This window comes from Pseudomonas fluorescens (assembly GCF_000968015.1).
GTDB classification, from domain to species: domain Bacteria; phylum Pseudomonadota; class Gammaproteobacteria; order Pseudomonadales; family Pseudomonadaceae; genus Aquipseudomonas; species Aquipseudomonas fluorescens_W.
Genome location: NZ_LACH01000056.1, coordinates 14900 through 34149, shown reverse-complemented (window position 1 = coordinate 34149; position 19250 = coordinate 14900). Strand labels below are relative to the sequence as shown.

21 protein-coding genes are annotated in these 19250 nt (G+C 59.9%); 13 read left to right on the top strand and 8 right to left on the bottom strand.

Features of this window, described 5'->3' with window-relative positions; genetic code table 11:
- Nucleotides 1-4 precede the first annotated feature (4 nt).
- Entirely contained in the window at nt 5-868 is an 864-nt protein-coding gene (locus VD17_RS24015) for a PHP domain-containing protein (protein WP_046055985.1), read from the bottom strand.
- An 87-nt stretch (nt 869-955) separates the two neighbouring features.
- On the opposite strand from VD17_RS24015, the gene VD17_RS24010 reads away from it, so the two are divergent.
- The 6 genes from VD17_RS24010 (at nt 956) to VD17_RS23985 (ending at nt 5378) form a co-directional block, all read left to right on the top strand.
- Nucleotides 956-1552, top strand: a complete 597-nt coding sequence (locus tag VD17_RS24010) for a septation protein A (protein ID WP_046055984.1) — start codon at nt 956-958, stop codon at nt 1550-1552.
- A 1-nt stretch (nt 1553) separates the two neighbouring features.
- Nucleotides 1554-1853 carry a YciI family protein gene (locus VD17_RS24005; RefSeq protein ID WP_008156126.1) on the top strand — a complete coding sequence of 100 codons (300 nt, stop codon included), beginning with the start codon at nt 1554-1556 and terminating at the stop codon, nt 1851-1853.
- 110 nt (nt 1854-1963) lie between these two features.
- Nucleotides 1964-2377: a translation initiation factor 2 gene (locus tag VD17_RS24000; RefSeq protein ID WP_046055983.1), complete on the top strand. Its 414-nt coding sequence runs from the start codon at nt 1964-1966 to the stop codon at nt 2375-2377.
- 7 nt (nt 2378-2384) lie between these two features.
- A complete protein-coding gene (locus tag VD17_RS23995) occupies nt 2385-3062 on the top strand; it encodes a response regulator transcription factor (RefSeq protein WP_046055982.1) in 678 nt (225 codons plus the stop codon).
- A 274-nt stretch (nt 3063-3336) separates the two neighbouring features.
- Nucleotides 3337-3786 (top strand): Spy/CpxP family protein refolding chaperone, encoded by a 450-nt coding sequence (locus tag VD17_RS23990; RefSeq protein WP_046055981.1) that lies wholly within the window; start codon nt 3337-3339, stop codon nt 3784-3786.
- 251 nt (nt 3787-4037) lie between these two features.
- Nucleotides 4038-5378 carry a sensor histidine kinase gene (locus VD17_RS23985; RefSeq protein ID WP_046055980.1) on the top strand — a complete coding sequence of 447 codons (1341 nt, stop codon included), beginning with the start codon at nt 4038-4040 and terminating at the stop codon, nt 5376-5378.
- Between the two features lie 115 nt (nt 5379-5493).
- On the opposite strand, the gene VD17_RS23980 is transcribed toward VD17_RS23985, so the two are convergent.
- Nucleotides 5494-6060: an NAD(P)H nitroreductase gene (locus VD17_RS23980; RefSeq protein ID WP_046055979.1), complete on the bottom strand. Its 567-nt coding sequence runs from the start codon at nt 6058-6060 to the stop codon at nt 5494-5496.
- A 148-nt stretch (nt 6061-6208) separates the two neighbouring features.
- Here VD17_RS23980 and VD17_RS23975 point away from each other — a divergent pair, with 148 nt between their 5' ends.
- Complete coding sequence (locus VD17_RS23975; RefSeq protein WP_046055978.1) at nt 6209-7663, top strand: TrkH family potassium uptake protein; 1455 nt, start codon at nt 6209-6211, stop codon at nt 7661-7663.
- Here the strand turns inward: VD17_RS23975 and VD17_RS23970 are convergent.
- Nucleotides 7620-8681: an AraC family transcriptional regulator gene (locus VD17_RS23970; RefSeq protein WP_221174448.1), complete on the bottom strand. Its 1062-nt coding sequence runs from the start codon at nt 8679-8681 to the stop codon at nt 7620-7622. The two genes, VD17_RS23975 and VD17_RS23970, sit on opposite strands and share 44 nt — an antisense overlap.
- A 160-nt stretch (nt 8682-8841) precedes the next feature.
- On the opposite strand from VD17_RS23970, the gene VD17_RS23965 reads away from it, so the two are divergent.
- Together VD17_RS23965 and VD17_RS23960 are read left to right on the top strand one after the other, a co-directional pair.
- Entirely contained in the window at nt 8842-9153 is a 312-nt protein-coding gene (locus VD17_RS23965; RefSeq protein WP_046055976.1) for a DUF962 domain-containing protein, read from the top strand.
- A 99-nt stretch (nt 9154-9252) separates the two neighbouring features.
- The gene (locus VD17_RS23960; RefSeq protein WP_046055975.1) at nt 9253-9843 is read left to right on the top strand and encodes an HD domain-containing protein; all 591 of its coding nucleotides are present in this window, start codon (nt 9253-9255) and stop codon (nt 9841-9843) included.
- Between the two features lie 144 nt (nt 9844-9987).
- On the opposite strand, the gene VD17_RS23955 is transcribed toward VD17_RS23960, so the two are convergent.
- Nucleotides 9988-10803, bottom strand: coding sequence for a UDP-2,3-diacylglucosamine diphosphatase (locus VD17_RS23955; RefSeq protein WP_046055974.1), 816 nt, complete (start codon nt 10801-10803; stop codon nt 9988-9990).
- A gap of 135 nt (nt 10804-10938) precedes the next feature.
- Between VD17_RS23955 and VD17_RS23950 the strand changes: the two genes are divergently transcribed.
- Together VD17_RS23950 and VD17_RS23945 are read left to right on the top strand one after the other, a co-directional pair.
- A complete protein-coding gene (locus VD17_RS23950; protein ID WP_033055917.1) occupies nt 10939-11703 on the top strand; it encodes a helix-turn-helix transcriptional regulator in 765 nt (254 codons plus the stop codon).
- Between the two features lie 157 nt (nt 11704-11860).
- Complete coding sequence (locus VD17_RS23945) at nt 11861-12754, top strand: DMT family transporter (RefSeq protein ID WP_046055973.1); 894 nt, start codon at nt 11861-11863, stop codon at nt 12752-12754.
- Here VD17_RS23945 and VD17_RS23940 read toward each other — a convergent pair.
- From VD17_RS23940 to recQ, 4 genes are all read right to left on the bottom strand, one after another.
- Nucleotides 12748-13035 (bottom strand): SelT/SelW/SelH family protein, encoded by a 288-nt coding sequence (locus tag VD17_RS23940; protein ID WP_033055915.1) that lies wholly within the window; start codon nt 13033-13035, stop codon nt 12748-12750. The two genes, VD17_RS23945 and VD17_RS23940, sit on opposite strands and share 7 nt — an antisense overlap.
- Before the next feature lie 32 nt (nt 13036-13067).
- A complete protein-coding gene (locus tag VD17_RS23935) occupies nt 13068-14858 on the bottom strand; it encodes a FimV/HubP family polar landmark protein (RefSeq protein WP_046056002.1) in 1791 nt (596 codons plus the stop codon).
- A gap of 128 nt (nt 14859-14986) precedes the next feature.
- A complete protein-coding gene (locus tag VD17_RS23930) occupies nt 14987-15421 on the bottom strand; it encodes a MarR family transcriptional regulator (protein ID WP_046055972.1) in 435 nt (144 codons plus the stop codon).
- Between the two features lie 119 nt (nt 15422-15540).
- Complete coding sequence (gene recQ, locus VD17_RS23925) at nt 15541-17667, bottom strand: DNA helicase RecQ (RefSeq protein WP_046055971.1); 2127 nt, start codon at nt 17665-17667, stop codon at nt 15541-15543.
- Nucleotides 17668-18082: 415 nt separating this feature from the next.
- Between recQ and VD17_RS23920 the strand changes: the two genes are divergently transcribed.
- Together VD17_RS23920 and VD17_RS23915 are read left to right on the top strand one after the other, a co-directional pair.
- A complete protein-coding gene (locus VD17_RS23920; RefSeq protein ID WP_008156162.1) occupies nt 18083-18670 on the top strand; it encodes a UPF0149 family protein in 588 nt (195 codons plus the stop codon).
- Between the two features lie 10 nt (nt 18671-18680).
- Nucleotides 18681-19076 carry a YbaN family protein gene (locus VD17_RS23915; protein ID WP_046055970.1) on the top strand — a complete coding sequence of 132 codons (396 nt, stop codon included), beginning with the start codon at nt 18681-18683 and terminating at the stop codon, nt 19074-19076.
- The last annotated feature ends 174 nt before the right edge of the window (nt 19077-19250 follow it).

Below are 19250 nucleotides of genomic sequence, written 5' to 3'. Positions count from 1 at the left end.
CTGTTCAGACGGCGGCAATATTTGGGTCATGTTTGAATCGACACCACAGTGGTGGCAGATCCTCCGGGAGCGGGCGGTACTCACCGATCTCGGACCAGCCTCCAGGGCCATGAAAATCACTGCCGGCGCTGACCAGCAGACCGAACTCACGGGCGAGAATCGCCAGGCTGCCCACTTGCTCGGCGGGCTGATGGCCATTGACCACTTCGATAGCGTGGCCCCCAGCTTGAATATAGTCGGCAATCAGCCGGCGGCGTTTGCTGCGAGTGAAATCGTAGTGCCACGGATGCGCCAGGCTGACCCAGGCCTTGGCGGCGCGCAGGGTTTCGACCGTGTCTTCCAGGGTCGGCCAATGTTGCTTGACGTCCCCCAACTTGCCGGCGCCCAGCCATTTGCGGAACGCTTCAGCGCGGTCCTTGACGTAACCTTCACGCACCATCCAGTCGGCGAAATGCGGGCGGGCCGGCGCATTGCCGCTGTCGCCCAGTTCCTGCTGGATGGCCCGGGCTCCTTCGAGCGCGCCCGGCATGCCTTTAAGGGCCAACTTGCGGCTAATTTCTTCGGACCGTAACCAGCGGCCATCGTGCAATTTTGCGATGGCATCGACCAACGGTGCGGCGTTGACGTCGAAACCATAGCCCAGCACGTGAATGGTCGCGCCGCCCCAGGTGCAGGACAATTCGACGCCATTGACCAGTTGCATCCCCAGCGCGGTCGCCGCACTGCGAGCCTCATCAAGGCCCTCGAGGGTGTCATGATCGGTCAAGGCCAGGACTCGCACGCCTTTCTCGAACGCACGCGCAACCAGTACTGCAGGCGCGAGAGCGCCATCGGAGGCCGTGCTATGGCAGTGCAAATCAACATTCACAGGACTTTTTTACCTCAAATCAGCTGGCGCTATCGCGCGCCCATATGTTTGTTATTATGCCGCCACATCCTGCTTCTGGCTGCCACTGTGAAACAATTCATCGATTTCATCCCGCTTCTGCTGTTCTTCATCGTCTTCAAACTCGATCCCCGGGTCGTCGACATTGCCGGCCACGAGGTAACTGTAGGCGGTATTTACAGCGCCACCGCCATGCTGATCATCAGCTCCCTGGTGGTTTACGGCACGCTGTTCATCAAGCAGCGCAAGCTCGAGAAGAGCCAGTGGCTGACCCTCATCGCCTGCCTGGTCTTCGGCAGCCTGACCCTGGCGTTCCACAGCGAAACCTTCCTGAAATGGAAAGCCCCGGTGGTGAACTGGCTGTTCGCCCTGGCGTTCATTGGCAGCCACTTCGTCGGTGAACAACTGCTGATCAAACGCATCATGGGCCACGCGCTGACCCTGCCGGAGCCGGTCTGGACCCGTCTGAACATCGCCTGGATCGGTTTTTTCCTGTTTTGCGGTGCCGCCAACCTGTTCGTCGCGTTCACGTTCCAGAGCTACTGGGTCGACTTCAAAGTCTTCGGCAGCCTGGGCATGACGTTGCTGTTCCTGGTCGGCCAGGGCATTTACTTGTCCCGCCACCTGCACGACACCGATACCACAACGCCAAAAACCGAGGACTGACATGCTTTACGCAATCATTGCCACAGACGTCGCCAACTCCCTGGAAGCCCGCTTGGCCGCACGGCCTGCACACCTTGAGCGCCTGCAAGTGCTCAAAGGTGAAGGTCGCATCGTTTTGGCCGGCCCACACCCGGCGGTCGACAGCAATGATCCGGGCGCTGCGGGTTTCACCGGCAGCCTGATCGTCGCCGAATTCGATTCCCTGAGCGCCGCCCAGGCCTGGGCCGACGCCGACCCGTATATCGCCGCAGGCGTCTACGCCAACGTTTCGGTCAAGCCGTTCAAGCAAGTCCTGCCGTAATATCCCTCCAGCGCGATGAACCTTATCGGTTCATCGCGCTCTCAACGCTCATTATTCTCGTTTACCGGCCGACAACCTGCCCAATACTCGTATTGGAATCAGGAGTGGCGATGCGCAAAGGTCCGTTGTGTCTGATGTTGGTGACGTTGTCGATTGTGGCCCCTGTTCACGGTGAAGAAAGCGCCGAGGGCGGTAATTCCACACCGCTGTCCCTGAGCGCCGGCAGCCAGATCACCGAGTTGCAACAGCGCTTGAAGGCAAGCGAACAGCAACGAGAAATACTGAGCAAACAACTGCAAAATACCGATGCCGAACGCGAAAGCGCTCAGCTGAGCCGGTTGCGCCAAGAGAATCAGCGCCTCAAGCTGCAACTCAAGGAAACCCAGGCCAGCAGCCCGCTGCCGCGTCTGTTGACCGATCAGCAACAGTGGTTCGTCATCGGCGCCGCAGTAGCGCTATTGGCGCTGCTCTGCGGTATCTTCGCCAGTGGTGCCACCAGAAAACGTAGGCAATGGCTAAATTGAGTGAGTCATGAGCGAGCTGTTATTAATTGATGATGACCAGGAGCTATGTGAGCTCCTGAGCAGTTGGTTGAGCCAGGAAGGCTTCCAGGTCCGCGCCTGCCACGATGGTCAGAGCGCCCGTCGCGCACTGGCCGAAACGTCGCCGGCAGCCGTGGTACTGGACGTGATGCTGCCGGACGGCAGCGGCCTGGAGCTGCTCAAGCAATTGCGCAGCGATCATCCGGACTTGCCGGTGCTGATGCTCTCGGCCCGCGGCGAGCCGCTGGACCGCATCCTCGGCCTGGAACTCGGCGCCGACGATTACCTGGCCAAACCGTGCGACCCACGGGAACTGACAGCTCGCCTGCGCGCCGTGTTGCGCCGCAGTCATCCGGCCGCAGTCTCCAGTCAGCTGGAACTGGGCGACCTGTGTTTCAGTCCGGTACGTGGCGTGGTCAGCATCGATGAACAGGAATTCACCCTCACCGTCTCCGAAAGCCGTTTGCTCGAAGCCCTGCTCAAGCACCCCGGCGAGCCGCTGGACAAACAGGAACTGGCGCAAATCGCCCTCGGCCGCAAGCTGACGCTGTACGACCGCAGCCTGGACATGCACGTCAGCAATCTGCGCAAAAAGATCGGCCCGCACCCCGACGGCCGCCCACGCATCGTGGCCCTGCGTAGCCGCGGCTATTACTACAGCCTCTGAACCCCAACGCGATCTCCTGTAGGAGCTGTCGAGTGAAACGAGGCTGCGATCTTTTGACTTTGATTTTTAAGATCAAGATCAAGATCAAAAGATCGCAGCCTCGTTTCACTCGACAGCTCCTACAGGGGTTGGGGGCATCTGCGATAACGGATTTGTCAGGAAGGTCCAGATTCGTCTTTACCCAAGCTTTACGCTCCGCTGACCGCCGCTGACCTTGATCTCCGTAATCTGTACTCATCCGGAACGTACCGGGAACGAGACAAGGAGATTCACCATGCGCAAGACTCTTATCGCTCTGATGTTCGCTGCCGCCCTGCCAACCGTTGCCATGGCCATGCCTGAAGGTGCCGGCCCGATGGGTGGCCCGATGGACGGCTCACGCCATGGCGGTCAGATGCACGGCATGCACGGCAAAGGCCCGTACAGCCAGCTGGACCTGAGCCGCGAACAGCGCGAGCAGATCCGCAAAATCATGGGCGAGCAGATGCATGAGCGTAAGCAAGTGGTCGACAAGTACCTGGAAAAACTCTCGCCAGCCGACCAGAAAGCCATGAAAGATGAAATGGCGGCCAACCACAAGAAAGCAGAAGCCGACGTGCGCGCCCTGCTGAAACCGGATCAACAGAAGAAATTCGACGAGATCCAGAAAAAGCAGGCTGAGCGTCGCGCCGAATGGGCCGAGTTCAAGGCCTGGAAAGCGCAACAACCGCAAAAGGCGCAATAATGCGTTAACCCCCGGACCCGACGGCTAACACCGTTGGGTCTGTTGCCACTCAGTCTAATGTGGGAGCGAGCTTGTGTGGCGAGGGGATTTATCCCCGTTCGGCTGCGAAGCAGTCGCAAACCATTGCTTGCGGTGCATCTGATACACCGCAATGTTTGATTCGGGGCCGCGTTGCAGCCCAACGGGGATAAATCCCCTCGCCACACAAGCTCGCTCCCACACTGGTTTGTGTTTTTGTTTGAGGATTTTCTGTGCGCTCATTGTTCTGGCGTATTCTGGCCAGCTTCTGGCTGGCCATCGCTCTGGTTGCAGGGCTCTCCATTCTGCTGGGGCACATGCTCAACCAGGACGCGTGGATTCTCAGTCGTCATCCCGGCCTCAATACCTTGGCCGAACAGTGGACGCAAACCTACGAGTCACAGGGTGAAGACGCGGCCCAGGACATTCTGGAACAGCGCAAACGCCAGTATCACATCGACGTTCAAGTGCTCAACGAGAGCGGTGACCCGGTGGTCCGCGGTACTTTCCCGCGCCGTGCGGCGGCCTTCGAAGCGCGGCAGAACAACGACGATCGACGCCTGCCGTGGCGTCGCCTGACCGCGGAATACACCAGCGAAAAAACCGGCGACACCTACCTGCTGATCTATCGAATTCCGCACCCGGAACTGGACTCATGGCACCGCGAAAGCCTTCTCTGGCCATTGAGTGCGCTGGGTATCGCGCTGGTGGTGCTGACCTTGTTCAGCCTGTTCGTGACGATGTCCATTACTCGCCCACTCAGCCGCTTGCGCGGTGCCGTGCATGATCTGGGGCAAACCACCTACCAACAAAACAGCCTGGTAAAACTGGCCAACCGGCGCGATGAGTTCGGCGTGCTGGCCAACGACTTCAACCGCATGGGCGCGCGTCTGCAAAGTTTGATCGGCAGTCAGCGGCAGTTGCTGCGGGATGTGTCCCATGAATTGCGCTCACCGCTTGCCCGGCTGCGTATCGCGCTGGCTCTGGCCGAGCGGGCCACTCCCGAAGAACGGGAAAAACTCGCGCCACGCTTGACCCGTGAGTGCGACCGGCTGGAAGCGTTGATCAGTGAAATCCTGGTTCTGGCGCGGGTCGATGCCGACAACGCCAGCGCTGAAGAGGTTGATCTCAATACGCTGCTCAACACGCTGCAAAAGGATGCTCAATTGGGTTCGCCGGAGCAAAACGTGCACCTTGAGGCCGAGCCGCAGCTGAACCTTAAAGGCTGGCCGACCATGATCGAGCGCGCCGTCGACAACCTGCTGCGCAATGCTCAGCGGTTCAACCCGGTAGGGCAAGCGATTGAAATGCAGGCGGTGCGTCAAGGTGAGCGGATTGTGGTCAGTGTGCGTGACCATGGGCCGGGCGTAGAGGCTGCGCATTTGAGTCAGTTGGGCGAGCCGTTCTATCGGGCGCCGGGGCAGACGGCGGCTGGACATGGTTTGGGATTGGCGATTGCGCGCCGTGCGGCGGAGCGGCATGGCGGGAGTCTGGTGCTGGCCAATCATCCCGATGGCGGGTTTATTGCCAGCCTCGAATTACCGTTGGTGCCGGGGGCAGTTGTTCAGCCGTAAGTGCAGTGGTGATGCAAAAATGATCGCAGCCTCGTTTCACTCGTCAGCTCCTACAAGGGTTATGCGTACACCTGTAGGAGCTGTCGAGTGAAACGAGGCTGCGATCTCTTGATCTTCAGACCTCGCGAGGCCAGGCGCTGACGAATTCAGCCAGGTCAACCTTCTCCGCCACGCGCGGTTCCTTCTGCGGTGTGCCAAGGTAAAGAAACGCAATCACCTCTTCCCCTTCAGCCAGGCCCAACCCCTTGGCCACATGCGCGGAATACGCCAGTTCACCCGTGCGCCACACCGCGCCAATCCCTTGCGCATACGCCGCCAGCAAAATCCCGTGAGCCGCACAACCCGCCGCCAGCAGTTGTTCGGACTTCGGATATTTAACGTGATCCTGCAATCGCGCGATCACCACAACCACCAGCGGCGCGCGCAGTGGACCGTTACGCGCCTTGTCCAGTGCGGCCTCGGACACTTCACTGTCCTGCAGCTTCGCCGCTTCGGCCAGCAACTCGCCCATTTGCTCGCGCGCCGCGCCTTCGACTGTCAGGAAGCGCCAAGGCTGCAAGTGACCATGGTCTGGCGCTCGCATCGCAGCGCCAAACAACACTTCGCGTTGTTCTGCGGTCGGTGCGGGTTCTATCAATCGTGGAACGGAAACACGGTTGAGCAAAGCGTCGAGAGCCTGCATCGGCCACCTCCTGAAAAAAATGTGAGGCTATTCTAGGGCCTGCCATCAATTATTGCCTGCGCCGCGTTGTTGCCTGGAAGGGTCGGTTTACATAGCAGGCCCCACAGGTAGAATGGCGCCCTTCCCTATTTCAGCCCGAGCGGACTTCATGGCGTTGCCGACCTTACGGACTATTGGTTTCATCATCGGCATCTTCCTGATCACACTGGCCATCTCCATGGTCGTGCCCATGGCCACGCTGGTGATTTTCGACCGCACCAGCGACCTGCCATCGTTCCTCTGGGCGAGCATGATTACCTTTGTCGCCGGCCTCGCGCTGGTTATCCCCGGTCGCCCGGAACATGTACACCTGCGTCCACGAGACATGTACCTGCTGACCGTCAGCAGCTGGCTGGTGGTGTGCATCTTCGCCGCCCTGCCGTTCCTGCTGACCCAGCACATCAGCTACACGGACTCGTTCTTCGAAAGCATGTCCGGCATCACCGCCACCGGTGCGACGGTGCTCACGGGCCTGGACAACATGTCTCCCGGCATCCTGATATGGCGATCATTGCTGCACTGGATCGGCGGCATCGGCTTTATCGGCATGGCGGTAGCAATTCTGCCCTTGTTGCGCATCGGTGGCATGCGGCTGTTTCAGACCGAGTCGTCGGACCGTTCCGAAAAAGTCATGCCCCGTTCACACATGGTGGCGCGTTTGATCGTTGCGGCCTACGTCGGCATCACCATTTTCGGCAGCTTGGCGTTCTGGTGGGCCGGGATGAGCCTGTTCGATGCGATCAACCACGCGATGTCTGCGATTTCCACCGGCGGTTTTTCAACGTCCGACCAGTCTCTGGCCAAGTGGCCGGAGCCTGCAGTGCATTGGGTCGCGATCGTCATCATGATTCTTGGTGCCCTGCCGTTCACCCTGTATGTAGCGACCTTGCGCGGTAACCGCAAAGCACTGATCAAGGATGAACAGGTTCAGGGGCTGCTCGGCATGTTGCTGGTGACCTGGCTGGTGCTTGGCACCTGGTATTGGTGGACCACCCAGTTGCATTGGCTGGAAGCCCTGCGGCATGTGGCACTGAACGTGACCTCGGTGGTCACGACTACAGGCTTTGCGCTGGGGGACTACAGCCTCTGGGGCAATTTCTCGCTGATGCTGTTCTTCTATCTGGGCTTTATCGGCGGCTGCTCAGGCTCAACCGCTGGCGGGATCAAGATTTTCCGCTTCCAGGTCGCGTACATCCTGCTCAAGGCCAACCTTAACCAGTTGATTCACCCGCGCGCAGTGATCAAGCAGAAGTACAACGGTCACCGCCTCGACGAAGAGATCGTGCGTTCGATTCTGACCTTTTCGTTCTTCTTCGCCATCACCATCTGCGTCATCGCGCTGCTGTTGTCGCTGCTCGGTGTGGACTGGATGACCGCCCTCACCGGCGCGGCCAGTACGGTGTCGGGCGTCGGTCCGGGACTGGGCGAGACCATTGGCCCGGCGGGCAACTTCGCCACCCTGCCGGACGCCGCCAAGTGGATTCTCTCGTTCGGCATGCTGCTGGGCCGACTGGAGATCATTACGGTGTTTGTTCTGTGTATTCCGGCGTTCTGGCGTCACTGACAGGAACAGGTGTGCCCATCAGGCGCGCCCGGTACTCGCCGGGGGTGGCGTCGAACCAGCGGCGGAAAGCGCGGAAGAAATTGCTCGGATCGGCGAACCCCAGCAGGTAGGCAATTTCCAGCAGGGTCATGGTCGGCTGCGCCAGGTATTGCTCAGCCAGTTCACGTCGCGTGTCGTCCAGCAACGCCTGAAAACTCGTGCCCTCTTCCTGCAAGCGTCGCTGCAAGGTGCGTTGCGACAGGTGCAACGTCTGCGCCACGGTATCGCGCTTGGGTTCGCCCTGGGGCAGCAAACGGCACAGCACCTGCCGCGCCTTGTGGGTCACGCGACTCTCGGAAAACCGCGCCAGGTATTCACCGGCAAACCGGTCATGCAACAGCGCCATCGCCTCATTGGCGGTAGGCAGCGGTGCCTCCATGTCAGCGCGCTCGAAGATCAAGGCGTCATAAGGTGCGTTGAACATCAAAGGCGCATGGAAGGCTTGTTTATAGGGTTCGAGATCGACGGGCTGATCACCCTGCACCAGCACCTTGCGCGGTTGCAGGGTGCGTCCGGTCAACCAGCCGCACAGCGCCAGGGCACAAGCCAGTGACGCTTCGGCGCTCTGTCGGGTCGGTGGCAGATGGTCGCCGTGGACCGTCAGAATCAGCGCATAACCCTCATCCAACAATCGGAAACTCAGGTCGGCACTTTCCGCAATGATCCGTTGATAGCGCACCAGCCGTTGAAAGCCTTCAGCCAGGGTCTGGCTGGACATCAACGCGTAGCCCGCCACATGGAAGGAGGCCGGTCGCACCACCTTGCCCATGTTCAGGCCAATCGCCGGGTTGCCGGACAGCTCAACCGCGCGCTGCCACAGGCGTGTCATGGAATCTTGCGGGAAGCGCGCGTCCGGATCATCCAGTGCCGCGTAGTCGAGCCCCAGCTGCTTGAACAGAACCCGGCAATCCAGGCCGTCCATCTCCAGTGCTTTGACAATCCCCATCGCCCAGCTTGCAGAAGTTGTTCGTTCGCTCATGTCGTCCACTTACATGATGAGCCGCATGCTACGGCCAATTTCCGAAGGATACTAAACTGGCGCCTATTGTCACTGGCTGATACCAATGATCACTCTAGACTCAAATAAGCTACCCGCAGAGCATCTTGCAGTCAGAACAATAACCACAGAGATCGCAGTCGTGGAAAACATCAGACGTTTCAACAGCTTCGCTGAGTTCTACCCGTATTACCTCAGCGAACACAGCAACAGCACCTGCCGACGATTGCACTTTATCGGCACGACGCTGGTTATTTTTATTTTGGCCCTGACCATCGGCAAAGGCGCCTGGCTGCTGCTGTGGGCTCTTCCGCTGGCGGGTTACAGCTTCGCCTGGGCCGGGCATTTCTTTTTCGAGAAGAACCGTCCCGCGACCTTTCAACATCCGTTTTACAGCCTGCTCGGCGATTTCGTCATGTACCGAGACATGATTCTGGGTCGCGTGCCGTTCTAGGCCCGATGGGCCACAAAAGCGTCCTGCGCAGCCAGTGCGGTATTGGATCCAGGTTCTACACTCAAAAAATCCCTTTCGATAAGAACAAGAGGATAGCCGATGAATGCCAGCGCCCGTTTCACCCACATGCAGGACGGCACGCAGGAAGACTGGGCGATCATCGCCGCAGATTTCAGTGCCTATGCGAGGCAATTGCCGACACGGATTGTGGCGCACCTGAAATTACTGGAGGGTGATTTTGGCGGCTTCCCGGTGGATCGTCTGACCCATTCCCTGCAAACCGCCAGCCGTGCCTGGCGTGATGGCCGCGATGAAGAATATGTGATCTGCGCGCTGCTTCACGACATCGGCGACACCTTGGGTTCCTACAACCACCCAGACATCGCGGCGGCAATCCTCAAGCCGTTCGTCAGCGCCGAAAACCTGTGGATGGTCGAGAAGCACGGGATTTTCCAGGGGTACTACTTCTTCCATCATCTAGGGATGGACCGGCATTTGCGCGAGCAATTCAGCGGGCATCCGCAGTATCAGGCAACCATTGAATTTTGCGCCAAATACGATGCCGCGGCGTTTGATCCGGCGTATGACACGCTGCCGCTGAGCTTCTTTGAACCGATGATGGAGCGGTTGTTTGCGCAGCCCAAGCATTCGATTTACAAGGAGGCGATGGAAGAACATTCGCCGGCCTGAAGATCCGAGAGGACCGCTGCGCGGTCCATCGCGAGCAAGCTCGCTCCCACATTTGATCTGTGGCGGGCACAAATCTTGTACCCTCCTCAGCCCCCTGTGGGAGCGAGCTTGCTCGCGATGGGGCCAGACCAGACACCCTGATTTTTAGGCGGGTTCTGCGACTTTGACGGCCTTCAACTCCGCCTCCCGCGCCTGGGCATCCGCCAATCGATACAACTCGATCGAGCCATCCCAATGCTCGATCAGCGCAGTGCACGATTCCACCCAATCCCCGCAATTGAGGTAATCCACCCCGCCGACCTTGCGTATCTCGGCATGGTGAATGTGCCCGCACACCACGCCGTGCAACTCGCGTTTGACGCATTCGTGAGCGATGGCTTCTTCGAAATCGCTGATGAAGCTGACCGCGGTTTTGACCTTGTGCTTGAGGTAGGCCGACAGCGACCAGTACCCGTAGCCATAGCGTGCGCGCCAATGGTTGAGCCAGCGGTTGAGGGTCAGGGTGAATTCGTAGGCCGAGTCGCCGAGAAAGGCCAGCCAGCGGTGATACCGGGTGATCACATCAAACTGATCGCCGTGGATCACCAACAGATGCCGACCATCGGCGGTCACGTGCACCGCCTCGTCCACTAATTGGATATTGCCCAGAATCAGCTTCGAGTAGCGGCGCAGGAATTCGTCGTGGTTGCCGGTGACGTAGATCACCTCGGTGCCGCGCTTGCTCATGGTCAGCAAGCGGCGGATCACATTCGTGTGCGCCTGAGGCCAGTACATGCCGCCGCGCAGCTTCCAGCCATCAATGATGTCGCCGACCAGGTAGATCTTGTCCGTGTGATAGCCCTTGAGAAACTGCGACAGGTGTTCGGCCTGGCAATCCCGGGTGCCCAGATGCACGTCAGAAATCCACAAGGTCCGCACACGTTGCTTACGACTGGGTTTGGCGAGCTCGGCGCTGGTCATGGGCAACCCTCTGGAAAGTTTTTGCAAGCTTGCGCCGGTCGGGTTAATTGCCCATGACAGTGGCGAGTCAGTCCTGTGACAGCGCCCCACGATTGCCCTCGGTGTAGACTGGCAGCCAAGCCCTGGAGACCTGCGATGAGACCGATCCTCACGCTACGCCAATACACGCATGACCTGATCGTCCATAGCCACGACCACGCGCAGCTGGTGTTCGGGCTGTCGGGTGCGCTGGATTTCGAGGTCGACGGGCATGGCAGTCAGGTGGTCCAGCAGAGTTTCGTGGTGGTGCCGTCCGGTTTCCATCACGCCTGCGGTAGCGCCAATGGCAGCCGTTGTCTGGTGCTGGATGTGCCCAGCGACCAATGGGTTGCTCAGTCCCTGGGTGATCACGCCGAGGCCAGCCGTCGTTTGCTCGACAACGCCGGTCGCCTGCCGCTGGATGCCGGGCAAAGCCAATTGGTCAGTTGGCTGGCGGGCAGTCAGGTCAGCGATCCACTGATCGCGCAACAAGGCGCGGTGTTGTTGCTGGCCAGCCTCAACAACGCCAAACCCGAGATCGTCGGCGGTCGGCGCCTGCCTTATGCGGCGCTGAATGCGCACATCGATCAGTACGCAGCCTATCCACTTCAAGTCGCCGATCTGGCGCGCGTCGCCGGTCTGTCCAGCGCTCGGCTGCATGCACGATTCGTTGCTGAATGCGGGCAGACGCCGATGGATTACATCCGCAGTCGACGACTCCATATTGCTGTGGGACTGCTGCGGGATTCGCCATTGCCCATTGGCGAGGTTGCCAGTCGAGTGGGTTACAGTTCGCAGAGTGCATTTGCTGCAGCAGTGTTGCGGGAGTTCGGCGCATCGCCTGGCAAGTTGCGCCGAGAGGCTGGCGACAAAGAACGATAGTCTGGCGACAGACGTAGCTGGGCATTGCACGATTAAATGTAGCAGCTGCCGAAGGCTGAGATCTTTTGATCTCGATTTTTAGCGCCCCCGAAAAGATCAAGATCAAAAGATCGCAGCCTTCGGCAGCTCCTACACGTATCGTTTATCAAGGATTGCAATGACTCCCCGTACCGCCCTTGGCGCCCTGCATATCGGCGCACTGATGTTCGGCTTGACCGGTGTGTTCGGCAAACTGGCTGCCGCCTCCCCCGCCGTCATCGTCTTCGGGCGTGCCGTGTTCGCCGTGCTGGCGTTGGCCGTTTTTGCGCGGTTCGCCAGCACTACTCGCTGGCAGAAACTCGAGGCTGTGGACTGGCGCCGACTGTTGCTCAGCGGCTTGTTGCTGGCCGGACACTGGGTGAGTTTTTTCATTGCAGTGAAGATCGCAGGCGTGGCGATCGCGACCCTGGGTTTCGCCAGTTTCCCGGCGTTTACCGTGATCCTTGAAGGGTTGATCTTCCGCGAGCGAATTCGCGCCAACGAAATCCTGCTGGTGGTGCTGGTCAGTATCGGGCTGGTGCTGGTCACCCCTGATTTCGATCTGGCCAGCGGTGCCACCACGGGTCTGCTGTGGGCGGTGGGCTCAGGTTTGCTGTTCTCTTTGCTATCGCTGACCAACCGTGCCAGCTCCGGGCGAATCCCGGCGGTGCAGGCTGCGCTGTGTCAGAACGTGGTGGTCGCGTTGTGCCTGCTGCCGATTGCGGCACCGCAGTTGAGCGAAGTACGCGCCATCGACTGGCTGTGGATCGGATTGCTCGGGGTGTTCTGCACTGGCGTCGCTCACAGTCTGTTTGTCGCCAGCCTGGCAGTGATCAAGGCGCGGACCGCGGCCGTGGTGTTCGCCTTGGAGCCGGTTTACGGCATCACCATGGCCTGGCTGCTGTTTGATGAAAACCCGACGCTGCGCATGCTGCTCGGTGGCGCGTTGATCATCGTGGCGATCGTGGTCTCCAGCCGACTCTCGGGTGGTTCAAGCAAGAAGACCGTTGCGGCAGAAGCCGCCTCTCACTGAGTGCGGTCGTTGTGCCCCAGGTCGCGGTCCGGATCAATTTGATCGCGGACCCGCTGCTTCAGCACTTTGGCCTCCGGGAAACCGCCATCAGCCTTGCGCTCCCAGATCTGAACGTCGTCACAGAAAATGTGAAACACCCCACCGGTGCCAGGCACCAGCGACACTTTACCCAAGTCGTCACCGAAGGTGCTGAGCAGTTCCTGGGCCAGCCAGGCAGCACGCAACAGCCACTGGCATTGCGTGCAATATGTGATGATGATTTCCGGTTTGCGTGCAGTCATGATCGGCGAAACTCCTGAGCCAGAGGGCGCCGCTATGATAGCCCGGCGAGCAGGTTCCGGGCGGTCTGCTTAAGCGGCTCGTTACCTTCTTTGAGCAACTCGTTGAGCAGTTCGATGGCGCTGTCCACATCGCCGTCATCAATGCAGGTCTGGGCTTGTTCGAGTTTGTCGGCGCTGCTCGGCTCGGCCGGTTCCAGGTCCAGTGGTTCCAGTTCCAGCGACTGGCCGGGATCGCTGAACTCGTTGAGAAAGGTGTCATCCAGAGACTGCGAATCAGGCTCGGCGACCCATTCAAGTTCGGGCTCGTCCAGCGTCGAATCGTCGGGCATTTCAAACACCTCGGGCAAGACGTGCAGGTTCGAGACAAACGGCGGCTCGACCGGCGCGGATTCGCTCGATGGCTTCGCGGCGGACGGCGAGTCCTCAAAAGGGCTGATCAAATCCCAACTCGAATCCATCGACAGGTCATCCAGGTTCAACTGGAATTCATCCTTGGGCGCTGCTTCAGGTATCGCAGCCTTGGGGGGAGTGATTGACGCTGCGACGGTCAACGCTGCCGCACTGTTCAATTTCGGGTGTCGAGCGCGAATATTCTTAAGTTCTTGCAGGTCGTATCCGGCGTCACGCAGGTTGTTTTCCTGTGCTTCATAGGCGGGTACGTCACCCTGTTTACCCAAGACTTCCAACAGTTGAACGGCCAGATCCGTGCGGTGCGGCTCTTTGATCAGCGCTTCTCGCAACAAACCGGCCGCTTCGGAAAAACGGCCATAGGCCAGATAGATATCGACCCCTTCAAGCACATCGCCTGCGGGCGACTCTTCGCCCGATTCAGTTGCCGGTTGCAACGCTGACGATCGGGCAATCGGTTCTGCCGTGCGATTGAGTACCGGTTCATGCCGTGACGGCAAAACAGGTAAAGCGTCGGGCAATGCCTGAACCTGTTGTCGTTGACGCCGAACGAACAACCCCAGCAACACCAGCGCCACCACCGCCAGCAACCCCAAAATCAGCCCCCAGTGGGTGGCTTCAGGCTCTTCAACATTAACCGGCGCGGGAGCCTCAACGACGGGTGCAACCGGCTCCACCGCTGCGGTCTTGATTTCCGCCAATTGGGTTTGCAGTTCAGTCACCTGCTTTTTCTGACCGGCGACCTGCTCCTCCTGGGCCTGGAGCTTCGCAGTCAAATCATTGATGGTTGCTTGCAGCTGCTGGTTTTGCAGCACGCTGGCGGCCAGTTGCTCGGCAACGGGATCACTCACAGGCGCGGCGGCAGGTTGATCGGCGCGAGGTACAGGGGGCTTTTTGCCCTTCGCCGCAGGTGGCTGCGCAACGGCCGGCTCAACCGTCGGGAATCCAGAGGACTGAACGTCAGTCAACGGCTCGTCAGTGACGGGAACGATCCCCGGCGAACCCGGCGGATCGATCAGCACCGTGTATTCGCGCAGCACGCGCCCATTGGGCTGATTGAGCTGCACCAGGAAATTCAGGAAAGGCTCATTGACCGGTTTGCTGGAGCTAACCCGGATCAGGCTGCGGTTGCCGCGCAGGATCGGCGTGAATTTCAGATTATTGAGAAAGAACACCCGATCGACGCCGGCGCGGCTGAACTCGTCCGCTGTCGCCAGGCTGACCGAGAGCTCACCCTCCTCCAGACCTGCGGCATCTTCGAGTGCGATATCGGCGCGCAACGGCTGATTCAGCGCCGAATGCAGGGTGATATCACCCAGGCCCAACGCGGGCGCCAATGCCGAGTAAGTGACAGCACCACCGACCAGAAGCAGCCTGGCGCAACACCGTAAAGCCATGTGCCAACTCTCGAGCATGAGCATCCCTTAGATAACCAGAACCATCTTGTACGCGTTCGCACCTCCGGTACGAACACGATATTGCCAAGTAGTTCTTTATAGTCTGCCCAACGGGGTCTCTCAAAAATCCAGCCTGCGGTTTTGCCTCAAGACTTTTCGAGGTTAGCCAGAATGTGCCCGTGGACACGCATGCAGATCTTCAAATCCGCCTCATCGACGCCTTCGAACAATTCGTGGCGCAGTTGGGTGGCAATAGTTTCAATTTGTTCGATCAAGGGAAGCGCCGGGGCACAGAGGACGATTTTCTTCGCCCGGCGGTCTTCCAGCACCGATTGACGTTGCACCAGTCCCTGGCCTTCGAGGCTGTCGAGCAGACGAGCCAGGGTCGGTCCTTCTACGCCGACGCTCTGCGCCAGTTCACGTTGGGTCGGGGCATCCTCAAAACGCGCCAGGTGCAGCAGCACCAGCCAGCGCGCCTGGGACAGCCCCAGGCCAGCCAGACGGCGGTCCAGTTCGGCACGCCAGCCGCGCGACATCTGGGCCAGTTGCATGCCAAAGCGGTGTTGGTCGGTTAACGGCATAAAACACTCATGATTAGACTGAAATAAAGAAAAACTAATTATTAGTCAGCTAAGCATGACCCTTCGCCAGAGGCAAGGCTTGCTCTGTACTGAATCGTTACATCTAGGTGGCAGATCGCCTAAATCTCGAATTCGGATTGCAGCGCTGCCCGAACACAGTACAAAACCCCTTCCGGAACCTTCCCGGTAAACAGTGCGGCAATCTCCGACACGGGCGGTAATTCGCCCTCGCCGTCGAGGAATGCGTCCTGGATTTCGCCCATCAATTCTTCGGGCAGATCCAGCGCTTGCTCCAGCGACAACTGCTGCTTGCCAATCGCTTCGGCGAGCAGCGTGTAGACGTTCTTTTCCGAGCATTGCAGCTGACCGGCAATCTGCAACGGTGTCATGCCGGCGCGGGCCAGGGTGATCAGTTCGTGGCGCAGGTCGGCCACCACTTTCGGCGCCTCGACTTGCCCGCCGAGGACTTCGAGGAAGGCCTCGCCGTAACGCTCCAGCTTGCGCGCGCCAACGCCGCTGACCGTGGCCATTTCCGACAGCGAGGTCGGTTGGCTGCGGAGCATTTCCAGCAGTGTCGAGTCGGGGAAGATGACGTACGGCGGCACGCCATGTTCCTCGGCAAGCTTGCGGCGCAGGGCGCGCAGGGCTTCCCACTGCTCGCGTTCTTCGCCGCGAACCAGTTGGCTCGCCTGGCTCTTGCTGCTTTTGGCCGTGGTTTGCGGCTTGAGGTCGCGACGCAGTTCCAGGGTCACTTCGCCCTTAAGCAGCGGTCGACAGGTGTCACTCAGACGCAGGCCGCCGTAGCCTTCGAGGTCGATGTCCGCCAGACCGCGGGCCACCAGTTGTCGGAACAAGGAGCGCCATTCGCTCTCGCCCATTGCTTTGCCAACGCCATACACCGACAGGTGCTGATGGCCGAAGCTGCGAACCTTTTCGTTGTCCTTGCCCAGCAAGACGTCCACCAGGTGCCCGACACCGTAGCGCTGGCCGGTTCGGTAGATCGCCGAAAGCGCCTGACGGGCCGGCTCGGTGGCGTCCCAGGTCTGCACGCCATCGACGCAATTGTCGCAATGGCCGCACGGCTCGGGCATGTCTTCGTCGAAATAGGCCAACAGCGTCTGGCGACGGCAGCGGGTTTCTTCGCAGAGCGAGAGCATGGCGTCGAGCTTGTGCTGCTCCAGACGCTTGTGGCGCTCGTCGCCCTCGGAGTTCTGCAACATCTGCTTGAGCATCACCACGTCTTGCAGGCCGTAGGCCATCCAGGCGTCTGCCGGCAGACCGTCTCGGCCGCCGCGACCGGTTTCCTGGTAGTAAGCCTCGAGGGATTTTGGCAAATCGAGGTGAGCGACAAAGCGCACGTTGGGCTTGTCGATGCCCATGCCGAACGCCACGGTGGCGACCATGATCAGGCCTTCCTCGTTGAGGAAGCGCTTCTGGTGGTGAGCCCGGGTATCGTTGGGCAGACCGGCGTGGTACGGCAGCGCCGGGAAGCCTTGTTCGCTGAGGAACACCGCCACTTCGTCGACTTTCTTGCGCGACAGGCAATAGACGATGCCGGCATCGCTGCGCCGCTCGGCGAGGAACGCCAGCAACTGCTTGCGCGGCTGCTCTTTGGGCACGATGCGATAGAAGATGTTGGGGCGGTCGAAACTCGACAGGAAGCGCTCGGCATCCTGAAGATGGAGGCGGTCGACGATTTCTTCCCGGGTACGCTTGTCGGCGGTCGCAGTCAGGGCGATACGCGGGACGTTGGGGAACAATTCCGCCAACTGGCCCAGTTGCAGGTATTCGCGGCGGAAGTCGTGACCCCATTGGGACACGCAGTGGGCTTCGTCGATGGCGAACAGGGAAATTTCAAGACTTTGCAGGAACGCCAGCATCCGTGGCTGAACCAGACGCTCAGGCGCGAGGTAAAGCATTTTCACTTCACCGCGCTTGATCCGTGCCGCCAGATCGCGCTGCTGCTCGGCGCTGAGCGTGGAGTTCAATGCCGCCGCAGCGACGCCCAGCTCTTCGAGGGTGGCGACCTGGTCGTCCATCAGGGCGATCAGCGGCGACACCACCACCGCCAGGCCTTCGCGCAACAGCGCCGGCACCTGGAAGCACAAGGACTTGCCGCCACCGGTAGGCATCAGCACCAGGGCGTCGCCGCCACTGGCCACGCGCTCAATGATTGCACCCTGACGGCCACGGAAACTGTCGTAGCCGAAGATGTCCTTGAGGACGCGTTGAGCCTGTTCGAGCATAGAAACTCCAAAAATCACAAAAACATCCCTGCAAGGCTGGTTCAGAACCACGAAGGCTGCACCGACAAATCGTAAGTGCGCATTGCATGACGCTTCACATTTCAGCCGCGACGCCGGCAGGGCATCACAAAACGCGCGAGTATACCCGACCCCTCCCCTGCAAAGGGTGCCGCTGAGAAGACACACGAATGCCAATGCAACAAAGAACCCTGTAGGAGTGAGCCTGCTCGCGATGGCGGCGTTACATTCAAAATCAGTGCTGACTGGCCCACCGCTATCGCGAGCAGGCTCACTCCTACAGGGATTGCGGTGTTTCCTGTTCTTGCGAGGGCTGCAAAAATGCCGCGCGGCTGGCCCAAGCGCTCAAGAAGGCCTAGAATTCCCGCATCTGTTTAATTCCCAAGGTAGCCCTTTAATGTCCTTCGCTGAGCAACTAACCCGTTTGCAAGTCTTCCTCGACGCCGACGAACTGCATGACGAGGCGCTGGACTACGTGGCCGCCCACGGCTACCTCACTGCGCTGTCGATCTGTTCCGAAACCGTTCCCGACCGTGAATGGATCGACGCCCTCTTCGCCGAAGAGCCGCATTACGCCGACGACACCGAGCGTGAAGCGATCGAATCCACCCTGCTGGCCCTCAAGGCTCACATCGCACGCCAACTGGCATCCGATGAAGAGTTCGAGCTGCCTTGCGACCTGGACCTGGGCGAAGAGCCGGATGATTCCGACCTGCGCGGCTGGTGCATCGGTTTCATGGAAGGCGTGTTCCTGCGCGAAGCGGCCTGGTTCGAAACCGCCGAAGACGAAGTCAGCGAAATGCTGCTGCCGATCATGGTCGGTTCGGGTCTGTTCGACGAACAGCCTGAGTTCGAAGACATCGCCAAAGACGCCAACCTGATGGACGACATGATCGTACAGATCCCGGAAGCCCTGACCGCGCTGTACCTGCTGTGCCAGGCGCCAGACGAAAAACCGGCGATCCTCAAGCCTCGTCACCACTAAGGTTTTGCCTATGGACAACCCCATAGGCAACCGCTCCCTGATGTTGCGTTACGTGCTGCTGGCCATTGGCTGGCTGAGCGTAGCGCTGGGGGTGATCGGGATTTTCCTGCCCGTGTTGCCCACTACGCCCTTCTTGCTGCTGGCGGCCGCCTGCTTCGCCCGCAGTTCGCCGCGTTTCTATCATTGGCTGGTTGAACATCCGCGGCTTGGGCCATGGGTTCGCGACTACCTGAGCGGCAACGGCATCCCGCTCAAAGGCAAGGTCTACGCCATCGGCCTGATGTGGGCGAGCATCCTGCTTTCCTGCTATCTGGTGCCCTTGCCGTGGGCGCGGGGGTTCATGCTGACCAGCGCCGTACTGGTGACCGTCTACATCCTCAAACAGAAAACCCTGCGCAAATCCTGAACCGAGCCCAATGCTGAGAGCGCTTTTGTGGCGAGGGGACTTGTCGGAACGCCGCACCGCCCCGTTGGGTTGCGAAGCGACCCCAAGCCCTGCAACCCGTTGCCCTCTGACACACCGTGCTTGCTGGATTTACGACTGCTGCGCAGCCGAACGGGGACAAGTCCCCTCGCCACA